Below are 11,895 nucleotides of genomic sequence, written 5' to 3' on the forward strand. Positions count from 1 at the left end.
GAGCCTTGTCAACCGGCGGAACCGGGTTGACCGGCGGAACCTGCCCGGGGGCAGGTGCCTGGCCCGGAGTTCCGTTCTGGTCAACGAGCTTGGAAGCGCCATGCTGGATCTTGTTGACGTGACCTGAGTACTTGCCTCCGGTCTTGGTGTCGACGAAATCGCCGGCCTTGGTGATGCCGTTCTTGATGGCCTGCTCGTTGCCGCGGATAAGACCCTGAGCCTTGCCCTTTAGGTCGCCAATCAGTCCCACGAGCACCTCCCTTCAATCGCGGAGCCAGGTCGCTCCTCCGCATTCGATCCTAGCCCTGCAGGCGGATCCCTGCCAAGGAAATCAGGGGCACTGGGCGTTCGCCCGCAGCGGATAGAGCTGCAGTCTCCTGAGTGGGGCAATGGCCGCAGGGCAAGAAAAAAGCAGCTCCAAGGAGCTGCTGAATGTGGGCGATACTGGGATCGAACCAGTGACCTCTTCCGTGTCAGGGAAGCGCGCTACCGCTGCGCCAATCGCCCGGAACCGGAAGCCCGGCTTATGGGATTGTAAGGAGTAAGAGAGCGGACGACGAGATTCGAACTCGCGACATCCACCTTGGCAAGGTGGTGCTCTACCAGCTGAGCTACGTCCGCATATGAAGTACGCTCCGGCCAGGGCCGGTCGAACTGCATGAAGCAAGTTTCCTTGCTTGGTGGGCGATACTGGGATCGAACCAGTGACCTCTTCCGTGTCAGGGAAGCGCGCTACCGCTGCGCCAATCGCCCATGTTTATCCGGAAAACACCGGAAACCATGGTTTTCACCGAGGTGGGTACGGGATTCGAACCCGTGTATACGGCTTTGCAGGCCGCTGCCTCGCCTCTCGGCCAACCCACCGTGTAAGCGCCGGTTCAGAAGAACCTTTGCCGTGACAGTGTCCTGCGAGCGGACGACGAGATTCGAACTCGCGACATCCACCTTGGCAAGGTGGTGCTCTACCAGCTGAGCTACGTCCGCATTTTGGAGGGCCGATTCGCTGCCGTTCCCGGCATTTCCTCGCTTTCCAACGAGTAAAAACAATATAGGAGGTTCCGGGATTCTCCAAATCGCGCGACCTTCATAAACGGCCAATGGCGCTGCTTCCCTGCAATGGCGCGGAATTCCCTTAGTTACAGGAGTGTAATTCCTGACGCCGGCAGGTGGCTTTGGGTGCGCTGGCCAGGGTTTGGACCAGGCTGGTATCCGGTTCATCCCGCCGGTCCGCGTCGTTCAATCGGGTCCGCTGCCTGCTCGGGTTTCCTGGTTGGGTGCCCGTTCTCGCTGCCGTTGGCGCCGATTTCCGAATTGGCTGCAAGGTCCGCTACCATTCAAGAGCATCAGGGCGATTGGCGCAGTGGTAGCGCGCTTCGTTCACACCGAAGAGGTCACTGGTTCGAACCCAGTATCGCCCACCGCATATCGGTCCGTTTCCGCTCATCCGCAGCGGAAACGGACCTTTTTTGTGCGCCCGGACATTCTGTCAGCCCCCTGTGAAAGAGTCTTTGTTATGACTGCTCCACTTCTTGCCCACGCCACGGAATACGGACGGATGTATGCCCGGTCCACCTCTGAGCATTTCTCCGTGCCGTCCATCACCACGGTGATCGGCCAGCAGCCGCACGGGCTTGACGGCTGGTTTGGATACATGGGGGCCAGCAGCCTGGCAAACGATCCGCTGCTCGCCGACTGCCTGGGCAGCCCTGCCAAAATCAAGCAGGCCGTCAACCGCGCGGCCAAGGCTGCGGAAACGTACCGGGACGAGGCCGCCAGGCGTGGGGACCGCGTGCATTACTACTGTGAGCAGGTGGCCCTGCGGGCGCTGAACCGCCCGCATGCCATGAAGGAAGCCCGGGAGGCACTGGCCGCCAACGGTGAAGAGGCTTTCGCCGTCCGCTTTGATGAATGGTGGGAGCTTTTCCGGGTGGAACCTATCGCCCCGGAGATCACCGTTTGGAACAACGCGGTAGGCTACGCCGGCACCCTGGACCTCGTGGCCCGCATCAACGGCAGGGTTTGCCTGATTGACTACAAGACAAAGGGCACCACCCGGGACGGGCTGGTCAAGCCGCTGGACGACAAAGTGGTGATGCAGTTGGTGGCCGGTATGAAGGCAGAAGAGAGCCTGGTGGATCCGGAGGCCGGAACTTGGGAGCCCTGGAAATACGGCGACAACCCTGTCCTGCTTGCTGTGGCCATCGGCGAAACCGAGGTGCGGCCGGTCCGGGCCAACCCTGAGGTCCTTAAGCACCACTGGTGGAAGTTCTGCGCCCTTCGGCGTGTCTGGGAACTGTCGGCGGACACCATTTCGGCCGGGACCGCACTGCTGCCCATTGCCCCGCCGCCGCTCGCGCAGGTACAGACCGCCTAGGCGTTTGGCTACGCCCAAGGCGTCTGCGCCTAAACTGGATAGGTTCCCTTTACCGCCAACCGTAAGGAAAAACAGCGCATGGCTATTCTGAATATCCGCATTATCGGTGATCCTGTGCTGCGCACAGTTGCCGATCCTGTGACGGAATTCGGGCCTGAGCTGGCCAAGCTGGTGGCGGATATGACCGAAACGATGGAAGACGTTGACGGTGCGGGCCTGGCCGCGCCCCAGGTGGGGGTGAGCCAGCGCGTCTTTACGTATCGGATTGACGGAGTGGAAGGGCACATCATCAACCCCGTGCTGGAAAACAGCGAAGATTTCCAGCCCGACCAGGTGGAAGGCTGCCTGTCCATCCCCGGTCTTGGTTTCCCCGTACGCCGTTTCCGCTCCACCCGCGTCACCGGCGTGGACGTGCACGGAGACCCCGTCACAGTTGAGGGCGAGGGGATGCTGGCGCGCTGCTTCCAGCATGAGAACGACCACCTGGACGGAATCCTCTACACAGACCGGCTGGAGGGCGAGGACCGGAAAGCTGCCCTGCGCTCCATCCGCAACGCCAACTACGACTCCGTCACCGAACGGACGACGGCGAAGCGCGCCAGAACGGTCGGCTCAAGTTTCGGCGGCGCCGCCTCCGGGTCGAGCTTCGGTGCCGGCGCGGCTGGTGCCAACGGGTGAGGGTCCTTTTCGCGGGGACCCCCGCCGTCGCTGTTCCGTCCCTTAATGCGCTCGTTGAAGCAGGTTTCGAGGTTGTTGCAGTCCTGACCAGGCCTGACGCGCCGATAGGCCGCAAACGCGTGCTGACACCCTCACCCGTAGCCGCCCGTGCCGCCGAGCTTGGCATCGAGGTTATCCACGCGGCCCGGATTGATGCGGAAACCGCCGCCAGGATTTCTGCTGTCAGCCCCGATGTGGCCGCGATTGTCGCTTACGGCGGACTGGTTCCCGCCGCCGCGCTCGGTATCCCGCGGCACGGCTGGATCAACCTGCACTTTTCTCTCCTTCCCGCCTGGCGCGGCGCCGCGCCGGTGCAGCGTGCCGTGATGGCCGGTGATGACGTCACCGGTGCGGTGACCTTCCAATTGGAGGAGGGCCTGGACACCGGGCCCGTTTTTGGCACCCTCACGGAAACGGTGGGGCCGGATGATACCGCGGGGGAGTTGCTGGAGCGGCTGTCCCACAGCGGGGCAGTGCTCCTGGCCCAGACCCTCTCTGCCATTGACGCCGGCAAGGCGGCAGCCGTTCCGCAGTCCGGCGAGGTTTCCCTCGCCCCCAAGCTGACCCTCGATGACGGGCGCCTTCACTGGAAACACCCTGCCCTGGCTATTGGGCGGCAGGCGCGGGGTGTCACTCCCGAGCCCGGAGCATGGACAGTGATGGACGGCCAGCGCATCAAGCTGGCTCCCGTACGGCTTCGGCCGGACGTTGCCGGCCTCGCGCCCGGGTCCGTCTCGCTGCAGGGCAAATGCGTGCTGGTAGGAACCGGCTCACATGCCGTCGAGCTGACCCGGATACAGCCGGCCGGCAAAAAGATGATGGCCGCTGCCGATTGGGCACGCGGTATGGCTTCCCTTGAAAGCGTGGTGTTCGAATGAGCGGGTCTGGCGGCAATCAGGGCGGTCGCGGCAAAGCCGGGGGCGGAAAGGGAGCCGGAAGCGCAGCCGGCGGCGGGAACGACGGCCAGCGCGGTGGCCGCGGCCAAGGAGGACCCCGTGATTCGAGCAACCGAAACGCCAAGGGCAGGGAACGGAACCGCAGCGCCCAGCGCAGTTTCACCGACAACGCCCCCTCCCAGCGCACCCGCAGGGCAGATCCCGCCCGACTGGTGGCCTTCGAAGTCCTTCGTGCAGTAGCCGCCGAAGACGCATATGCCAACTTGGTGCTGCCCGCACGGATCCGGCACCACGGCCTGGACAAACGGGACGCAGGCTTCGCCACCGAACTCAGTTACGGGGCGCTCCGCGGCCAGGGAACTTATGACGCCATCCTTGCCCGGTGCGTGGACCGGCCGCTGGAACAACTGGACCCTGCCATCCTCGACGCCCTTCGAATCGGAGCGCACCAACTGCTGGCCATGCGCGTCCCGGCGCACGCCGCCCTGGACCAGACTGTTGGCCTGGCCCGTGCAGTAATCGGCGCTGGACCATCGGCCCTCATCAATGCCGTCCTCCGGAAGGTCACTGCGCACACCCTCGAGGAGTGGCTGGAGCAGCTGGTCGCTGGAGAAACCGACGAGACCAAGGTTGCCTCCCTCCGTTACGCCCATCCGGAGTGGATCGTCCGTGCCATGCGCCAGTCACTCGTGGCGCACGGGCGCTCTGCCTCGGAAATCAGCGACTTGTTGGAAGCGGACAACGCCGCGCCGGTGGTTAACCTGGTGGCCCTGCCCGGCATCGGCAACCTCGACGAGGCCCTGGAAAACGGAGCCACCCCCGGCGAATTGGTGGAAGGCTCGGCACTTTCCAGCGGCGGGGACCTGGGGCGGCTTGCCTCCGTACGGGAGGGCAGCACCAGGGTGCAGGACGTCGGCTCGCAGCTGGTGGCGCGCGCCATGGCGGCCGTGGACCTGGGCCCGAACAGTGGCTCAGATGGTGAAAGCTCTGGCGAGGCCTGGCTGGATCTGTGCGCCGGGCCGGGTGGCAAGGCAGCACTGCTCGGCGCGCTGGCCAGCCAGAGGGGCGCCACCCTGCTGGCGAATGAACCCGCACCGCACCGCGCCAAACTTGTGAGCCAGGCGCTTTCCGCTGTCCCGCGGGACACCTGGCAGGTGCGTACGGGTGACGGCCGCGAGGTGGGCACGGAGCAGCCCGAAGCTTTTGACCGGGTACTCGTAGACGTTCCCTGCAGCGGACTGGGCGCGCTCCGGCGGCGGCCTGAGTCCCGTTGGCGCCGCACACCCAAGGACCTGGCAGACCTTGGCCAGCTCCAGCGCGATCTCCTCAGATCGGCACTGGCCGCCGTCCGTCCCGGTGGAGTGGTTGCCTACGTGACGTGCTCGCCCCACCCGGCCGAGACCACTGCCGTGGTCGCGGATGTGCTCCGCAAACGCGATGACCTTGAACTGTTGGAGGCTGGGCAAACCCTGGACAGCGTCAGCCTTCCGGGCAACCTCGGCGCCGGGCATGATTCGACCGCGCAGCTGTGGCCCCACGTCCACGGCACCGATGCCATGTTCCTGGCCCTGATCCACAAGAAGCCCTGAGCCGCGAAAAGCCCTGAGCCGCGAAAAGCCCTGGTCCGCAAAAAGTCCTGGTCCGCAAAAAAGTCCTGGTTTCCTGCAAGCCTTTGGTCCCCAAGGGCCTTGGGCGGCAAAGAGACCTGACCCGTGAAAGGTTCCTACTGTGACGCAATGCTGCATCAACCCAAGCATCCTGTCCGCCGATTTCGTCAACCTTGAGGCTGAGCTGCAGCGCATCAGCAACGCGGACGCGGTGCACGTGGACGTAATGGACAACCATTTTGTGCCCAACCTCACCATCGGCCTGCCGGTGGTGCAGCGGATCCAGGCCGTAAGCCCGGTGCCCCTCGACGCGCATCTGATGATTGCCGACGCCGACCGCTGGGCACCAGGTTTTGCAGATGCCGGCCTGGCATCAGTCACCTTTCACGCCGAAGCCGCGATTGCGCCCATCAAGCTCGCCCGCGAACTGCGGGCCAGGGGTGCCAAGGCAGGAATGGCGCTTCGGCCCGGTACGCCTGTTGAGCCGTACCTGGACATGCTTCCCGAGTTGGACATGCTGCTCATCATGACAGTGGAGCCGGGATTCGGCGGCCAGGCGTTCCTGGATGTCACCTTGCCGAAAATCCGGCGTGCCAGGCAGGCCATCGACGGTTCAGGGATCGGTGTGGCCATCCAGGTTGACGGCGGCATCACCGAAGACACCATCACCCGTGCAGCAGAGGCCGGCGCCAACGTCTTCGTCGCAGGTTCAGCCGTGTACGGTGCGGAGGATCCGGCCGCGACCATCGACCGCCTGCGCCAGGCAGGGAGCCAGACGTTACGTACCGCGGCGGAATAGCAGGGAGCCGTACGCCGTTATGGCACAATAGCAACACACATACGTGCTCCGGGGTCGGTGTAAGTCCGAACCGGCGGTGACAGTCCGCGACCCGCGAGCCGGGATTTTCCTCAGGGAGAATCCCGGCGGACGGTTGAACCGGTGAAATTCCGGTACCGACAGTTAAAGTCTGGATGAGAGAAGCACGTACAGCTGTTTCTGCGGCGTCATGGGATGCCGCGGCCTTCTGCTGTCGTATTCCCCCGGAGCCATCGCGGTTCTAAAGGGAAGGAACGACACAAGCACTATGAACCTGCTGCGATGGCTCTTAAACGCCACAAACTCCGCTGCCGCCATGCCTGGCAGCACCGCCATTGAGGCTCCCGCATGACGGCCGGAGTTGCTACAGCCTTTACTGCCGCCGAGACCGCTGCGATGGAAGCCGCCCTGCAGGCGGCCCTTCAGGGCCCCCGCGGCGCGAACCCCCTGGTGGGGGCCGTCGTCGTCGATTCAGAGGGCCGCGAACTCGTGACGGGTTACCACCGCGGGGCAGGTACCGCCCACGCCGAAGCAGACGCGATAGCGCAGGCGGCTGCCGCAGGGCTGGATCTCTCCGGCTGCACCATGGTGGTGACCTTGGAGCCCTGCAACCACGTCGGCCGCACCGGCCCCTGTGCCAAGGCGATCATCGCGGCCGGAATAACCGACGTCGTCTACGCCGTCGACGATCCCCACGACCCCGCAGCCGGCGGGGCCGCCACCCTGAGGGAGGCAGGCGTGCGCGTGCGCAGCGGACTGGCTGCCGCCGCAGCATTGGACCTGAACCGCCGGTGGTTTGAGGCAGTGGCGGAAAAACGCCCGTTCGTCACGCTGCACATCGCGCAGACTCTGGACAGCCGCATTGCAGCAGATGACGGCACCAGCCAGTGGATATCCGGTCCGGAATCCCTGGCCGACAACCACGCAATCCGCGGACGCATCGATGCAATCCTCGTGGGAACGCAGACCGTGCTCGTGGACAACCCCCGCCTCACTGCCCGGGACGCCACAGGAACCCCGGCACAGCAACAGCCGTTGCGGGCCGTGATGGGACTGCGTGACATCCCGGCAGATGCCGCGATTCGCGGAAGTGACGGCATGGTGACGCACCTCCCGACCCGCGACCCCCAGGAAGCGCTGTCCTCCCTTTACGGGTCCGGAATCCGCCACCTTATGGTCGAGGGAGGATCACGGATCCTCAGCGCATTCCTCGCGGCCGAACTCGTTGACGAACTCATTGTCTACCTGGCCCCCACGCTGCTTGGCTCCGGAACTCCCGCCCTCACCGGTTTGGGAATCAGCACCCTCACCGACGCGCAGCAGTGGGAATGGGACCCGTCCGACGGCGGCGCCGTCCGAACGCTGGGCCGGGACCTAAGACTCCACCTTCGACCGCAACACCCCGTTGCCCTAGACCGACAACAACCGTCCCGCACCACCGCGGAGCAAGCCCAGGGAGGCTACTGATGTTCACCGGAATTATCGCCGAGCAAGGGCACGTCCTATCCGTCGACAGGGACGGGGATGCCAGCGCCACGGTCCGGCTGCACGCGCCCGGCACCACAGAAGGGCTCGCCCTTGGAGGGTCAATCGCCGTCAACGGCGTTTGCCTCACCGCCACCGAAATAGACGGCAAAGAATTCAGCGTGGACGTTATGGGGGAGACCCTGGTCCGCAGCACCATCGGCGAGCTGGCTCCCGGCGACGCCGTCAACCTTGAGCGCTGCGTCCCTGCCGGTGGCAGGCTGGACGGGCACGTCGTCCAGGGCCACGTGGACGGCGTCGGCGTGCTGCTTGAACGCGAGCCGTTTGGCAACTGGGAAAGGCTTCGTTTCGGGGTGCCCGGGAACCTTGCCCGCTACATTGCGGAAAAGGGGTCCATAGCCATCGACGGCGTCTCACTCACCGTCACGGCGGTCAGCCCCGCAGCTGAGCAGAGCCCCTGGTTCGAGGTGGGGCTCATCCCCACCACCCTCGCCGAAACCGGGCTCGGTGCCAAGAGCACCGGCAGCCGGGTGAACCTGGAAGTGGACGTCCTGGCCAAGTACACCGAACGCCTCCTTGCGTTCAACACCCCAGCGCCCGCCGCTGTTGAAGGAGGAGCACGATGAACGCCGCAGTCCGGTTCGAACCCGAAGTGGCCCCCGCCGCCCCCAATACCCAGGCAGACAAGGCCCCCGGATTGAACACCATCGAGGAAGCGGTGCGTGCCCTCGCGGCCGGCCGCCCCGTGCTGGCCGTGGACAACGAGGACCGGGAAAACGAGGGGGACATCATTTTCGCCGCCCAGCACGCCACTCCTGCGCTGATGGGATGGACTATCCGGTACAGTTCCGGCGTCATCTGCGTTCCGCTGTCCGGTGACCGTGCGGACGCACTGGCACTGCCGCCCATGGTGGCGGTCAATGAGGACGCCAAGGGCACCGCCTACACGGTTTCCTGTGACGCCGCCATCGGCGTCAGCACCGGAATTTCCGCGACGGACCGGGCCCTCACGGCCAGGGTCCTCGCGGATCCACAGTCCGGACCGTCGTCCGTGACCCGCCCCGGGCATATTTTTCCGCTGCGTGCGGTTGATGGTGGTGTGCGGGAACGTCCTGGCCACACCGAGGCCGCCGTGGACCTGTGCCGTCTGGCCGGCCTGGAAGCTGCGGCTGTCATCGCCGAAGTCGTCTACGATGACGGTGAAATGATGCGGCTGGACGGGCTCCGTGCCTTCGCAGCTGAACACGGATGTCCCCTGATCTCCATCGAAGACCTGGTGGCCTACCTTGAGGCGGCGGGTACATCGGCTGCTGGCGGCACCCGGGCAGGACGTCCGGGCGGAGAAGAGGAGATACGATGACGGCTTCCGGAGCTTTGGGAGACGGCCACCACCTGCCCGACCCAGGCAACGGCTACCACAGGATCGCGCCTGCCAACGGCCATCACCCTGCAGAGTCCGGTGACGGCCGGGTACCCCATCCGGTCAGCGGCGGGCCCATCGTCCAGCTGCCAACAGCGTTTGGTGATTTCATCGCCCAAGCATGGATAGACCTGGCGACCGGTGCCGAACACCTGGCCGTCAGTTCCCCCAATCCGCCCAAAGACGGCCAGGCCCCCCTGGTCCGGCTGCACTCGGAATGCCTTACTGGCGATGTCTTCGGTTCCTACCGCTGCGATTGCGGCGAGCAGTTGGCCTATGCGCTGGAAATGATCCGCGAGCACGGCGGAACCCTGTTGTACCTGCGCGGACAGGAAGGCCGGGGCATCGGCCTCGCCAATAAGATGAAGGCCTACGCGCTGCAGGAGGCCGGTTTCGACACCGTGGAGGCCAACGAACAGCTGGGCCTGCCCGTGGACGCCCGGTGCTACAAGGCAGCCGCACAGGTGCTGGCCGAGATGGGACTGCATGAAGTCCGGCTCCTGAGCAACAACCCGGACAAGCAGAACAGGCTGGCGAAGGCTGGCGTCAAGGTTGTGGAAATGGTCCCCACCGAGGTCCCGTCCCGCGACCAGAACATCCGGTACCTGCAGACCAAGAAGGACCGCATGGAGCACCGCCTGGTTCTGGGCAGCCACATGGGCATCCCCGTGCCCTTGTCCGTCACAACCCCTGATACTTCCTTTGACCACGAGCAAGACTGACCCACCAACAAGACTGAACGGAACAGCATTCACCTATGAGCGGACACGGCGCCCCCGACATCGACCTCACCACCCTCAACCCGGCAGAAACATCCCAGCTGCGGCTGGCCATCGTTGCCGCCAGCTGGCACACCCAGATCATGGATGGGCTCCTGGATGGTGCCCTGCGCGCGGCGAAGGACGCCGGCATTGCCGAGCCCACGGTCCTGCGCGTCCCGGGCAGCTTTGAGCTGCCTGTCGCTGCCGCGCGGCTGGCACCGCATTTCGACGCCGTCGTAGCCCTCGGCGTCGTCATCCGCGGCGGTACGCCGCACTTCGACTACGTCTGCCAGGCGGCGACGTCGGGCCTCACCGACGTGAGTGTGCGCACCGGAGTTCCAGTGGGCTTCGGCGTCCTGACCTGCGACACCGAACAGCAGGGCCTGGACCGTGCCGGCCTTCCCGGCTCAAAGGAAGACAAAGGCCACGAAGCCGTCACCGCGGCACTCGCCACCGCCGTCGTGCTCAAGCAGTACCGCAGCCAGCAGGCTTGACGTATGGCGGGCGCGTGTGTGTTCGCTCACATCGCGCCCGTCATGCTGCGGCCCGACAGGCGCCCTTCGGGCCGCAGCAAGTAGGCTGGAGGGCGTGAAGAATTTCGAGACGCTGTTCGCTGAACTCAGCGAGAAGGCAGCCACCCGCCCGGAAGGCTCCCGCACCGTCGCTGAATTGGACTCCGGTGTCCACGGCATCGGCAAGAAAGTCGTTGAGGAAGCAGCCGAGGTATGGATGGCTGCCGAATATGAATCCGATGAAGCGGCGGCCGAGGAAATCTCCCAGCTGCTGTACCACCTGCAGGTTCTGATGCTCGCCAAAGGCCTGACCCTGGAAGACGTCTACAAGCATCTGTAGCCACCGGTCCGGCGTGCCTTTGCCGCCGGTGCCCGCCGTGGCCTGCATTGCCTGACTTCTTAGACCTCCCGAATCCAGAAAGATTTCCCATGCTGCGAGTAGCCGTCCCCAATAAGGGTTCCCTGTCCGAAGCCGCCTCCGCCATGCTGTCTGAAGCAGGCTACCGCCAGCGACGCGACACCCGCGAACTGGTCATGGTTGACCCGGACAACGACATCGAATTCTTCTTCCTCCGTCCGCGCGACATCGCCGTTTACGTCGGGCAGGGAACGCTCGACGTCGGCATCACCGGACGTGACCTGCTGCTGGACGCGGAGGTGGAAGCAGAGGAGCTGCTTCCGCTGGGATTCGCCGCTTCCACCTTCCGCTTTGCCGGTCCGGTAGGGGACTTCGCCAAGGTGGAGGAGCTGGATGGCAAGCGGCTGGCCACAAGCTATGACGGCCTGCTCCGCGGCTACCTTGCAGAACGCGGCATCAACGCCAAGGTGGTGCGCCTGGACGGCGCCGTCGAATCCTCCGTAAGGCTGGGGGTTGCGGACGCCATTGCGGACGTCGTCGAAACCGGCAATACCCTCAAGGCGGCCGGGATGGAGATTTTCGGCGAGCCGATCCTCAAGTCCGAAGCCGTCCTGATACGGCGGACCGAAGCAGGTGGTGCCGCGAACGGCACCACCAAGGAAATCGAGGTCCTGATCCGCCGCCTGCAGGGTGTGCTGGTGGCCCGACAGTACGTGCTGATGGACTATGACATCCGCAAGGAACTCGTCGAACAGGCCGCTGCTCTGACGCCCGGCCTGGAATCACCAACGGTCTCGCCGCTGCGGGACTCGGACTGGGTTGCCGTGCGCTCCATGGTGCCGAAGCGGGAAACCAACCGGATCATGGATGAGCTGTACGATCTTGGCGCGCGCGCCATCCTGGTCAGCAGCATCCACGCCTGCCGTATCTGATTCCGCAACGCCCCGC

13 protein-coding genes, 6 tRNA genes and 1 riboswitch are annotated in these 11,895 nt (G+C 64.9%); of the genes, 13 read left to right on the top strand and 6 right to left on the bottom strand.

From position 1 onward, the window contains the following. The 6 genes from AC5RWX_RS17995 to AC5RWX_RS18020 form a co-directional block, all read right to left on the bottom strand. On the bottom strand, positions 1-250 hold a 250-nt coding region (locus tag AC5RWX_RS17995; protein ID WP_494097704.1), incomplete at its 3' end, for an antitoxin. 185 nt (positions 251-435) lie between these two features. Beyond that, a tRNA-Val gene (locus AC5RWX_RS18000) sits at positions 436-507 on the bottom strand. A gap of 41 nt (positions 508-548) precedes the next feature. Continuing rightward, positions 549-621: transfer RNA gene (locus AC5RWX_RS18005), tRNA-Gly, on the bottom strand. Positions 622-678: 57 nt separating this feature from the next. Then, positions 679-753: transfer RNA gene (locus AC5RWX_RS18010), tRNA-Val, on the bottom strand. Positions 754-793: 40 nt separating this feature from the next. Continuing rightward, positions 794-864, bottom strand: a tRNA-Cys gene (locus AC5RWX_RS18015). Between the two features lie 47 nt (positions 865-911). Beyond that, a tRNA-Gly gene (locus AC5RWX_RS18020) sits at positions 912-984 on the bottom strand. A 362-nt stretch (positions 985-1,346) separates the two neighbouring features. Here AC5RWX_RS18020 and AC5RWX_RS18025 point away from each other — a divergent pair. The 13 genes from AC5RWX_RS18025 to hisG all read left to right on the top strand — a co-directional run bounded on the left by AC5RWX_RS18025 (position 1,347) and on the right by hisG (position 11,879). Next, a tRNA-Val gene (locus tag AC5RWX_RS18025) sits at positions 1,347-1,418 on the top strand. A gap of 95 nt (positions 1,419-1,513) precedes the next feature. After that, on the top strand, positions 1,514-2,374 hold the full coding sequence (locus AC5RWX_RS18030; protein ID WP_494097705.1) for a cytochrome: 861 nt from the start codon (positions 1,514-1,516) through the stop codon (positions 2,372-2,374). Between the two features lie 78 nt (positions 2,375-2,452). After that, positions 2,453-3,052, top strand: a complete 600-nt coding sequence (gene def, locus AC5RWX_RS18035) for a peptide deformylase (RefSeq protein WP_494097706.1) — start codon at positions 2,453-2,455, stop codon at positions 3,050-3,052. Next, complete coding sequence (fmt, locus tag AC5RWX_RS18040; protein ID WP_494097707.1) at positions 3,049-3,969, top strand: methionyl-tRNA formyltransferase; 921 nt, start codon at positions 3,049-3,051, stop codon at positions 3,967-3,969. The genes def and fmt overlap by 4 nt, the downstream gene beginning before the upstream one ends. Next, a complete protein-coding gene (locus AC5RWX_RS18045; RefSeq protein ID WP_494097708.1) occupies positions 3,966-5,576 on the top strand; it encodes an RsmB/NOP family class I SAM-dependent RNA methyltransferase in 1,611 nt (536 codons plus the stop codon). Before fmt ends, AC5RWX_RS18045 begins: the two co-directional genes overlap by 4 nt. Before the next feature lie 139 nt (positions 5,577-5,715). Next, on the top strand, positions 5,716-6,393 hold the full coding sequence (rpe, locus tag AC5RWX_RS18050; RefSeq protein WP_494097709.1) for a ribulose-phosphate 3-epimerase: 678 nt from the start codon (positions 5,716-5,718) through the stop codon (positions 6,391-6,393). 39 nt (positions 6,394-6,432) lie between these two features. After that, a riboswitch (FMN riboswitch) is annotated at positions 6,433-6,583 on the top strand. 176 nt (positions 6,584-6,759) lie between these two features. Further along, entirely contained in the window at positions 6,760-7,878 is a 1,119-nt protein-coding gene (gene ribD / locus AC5RWX_RS18055) for a bifunctional diaminohydroxyphosphoribosylaminopyrimidine deaminase/5-amino-6-(5-phosphoribosylamino)uracil reductase RibD (RefSeq protein ID WP_494097710.1), read from the top strand. Continuing rightward, positions 7,878-8,522, top strand: a complete 645-nt coding sequence (locus AC5RWX_RS18060; protein ID WP_494097711.1) for a riboflavin synthase — start codon at positions 7,878-7,880, stop codon at positions 8,520-8,522. The genes ribD and AC5RWX_RS18060 overlap by 1 nt, the downstream gene beginning before the upstream one ends. After that, positions 8,519-9,256, top strand: coding sequence for a 3,4-dihydroxy-2-butanone-4-phosphate synthase (gene ribB / locus AC5RWX_RS18065; RefSeq protein WP_494097712.1), 738 nt, complete (start codon positions 8,519-8,521; stop codon positions 9,254-9,256). The genes AC5RWX_RS18060 and ribB overlap by 4 nt, the downstream gene beginning before the upstream one ends. Further along, positions 9,253-10,038, top strand: coding sequence for a GTP cyclohydrolase II (gene ribA / locus AC5RWX_RS18070; protein WP_494097713.1), 786 nt, complete (start codon positions 9,253-9,255; stop codon positions 10,036-10,038). Before ribB ends, ribA begins: the two co-directional genes overlap by 4 nt. Before the next feature lie 35 nt (positions 10,039-10,073). Beyond that, positions 10,074-10,571 carry a 6,7-dimethyl-8-ribityllumazine synthase gene (gene ribH / locus AC5RWX_RS18075; RefSeq protein WP_494097714.1) on the top strand — a complete coding sequence of 166 codons (498 nt, stop codon included), beginning with the start codon at positions 10,074-10,076 and terminating at the stop codon, positions 10,569-10,571. Between the two features lie 94 nt (positions 10,572-10,665). After that, entirely contained in the window at positions 10,666-10,929 is a 264-nt protein-coding gene (locus AC5RWX_RS18080; protein ID WP_015936881.1) for a phosphoribosyl-ATP diphosphatase, read from the top strand. Positions 10,930-11,018: 89 nt separating this feature from the next. Continuing rightward, positions 11,019-11,879 carry an ATP phosphoribosyltransferase gene (gene hisG / locus AC5RWX_RS18085; RefSeq protein WP_494097715.1) on the top strand — a complete coding sequence of 287 codons (861 nt, stop codon included), beginning with the start codon at positions 11,019-11,021 and terminating at the stop codon, positions 11,877-11,879. The last annotated feature ends 16 nt before the right edge of the window (positions 11,880-11,895 follow it).

It is taken from the genome of Arthrobacter sp. SPT-J7, from assembly GCF_059089965.1.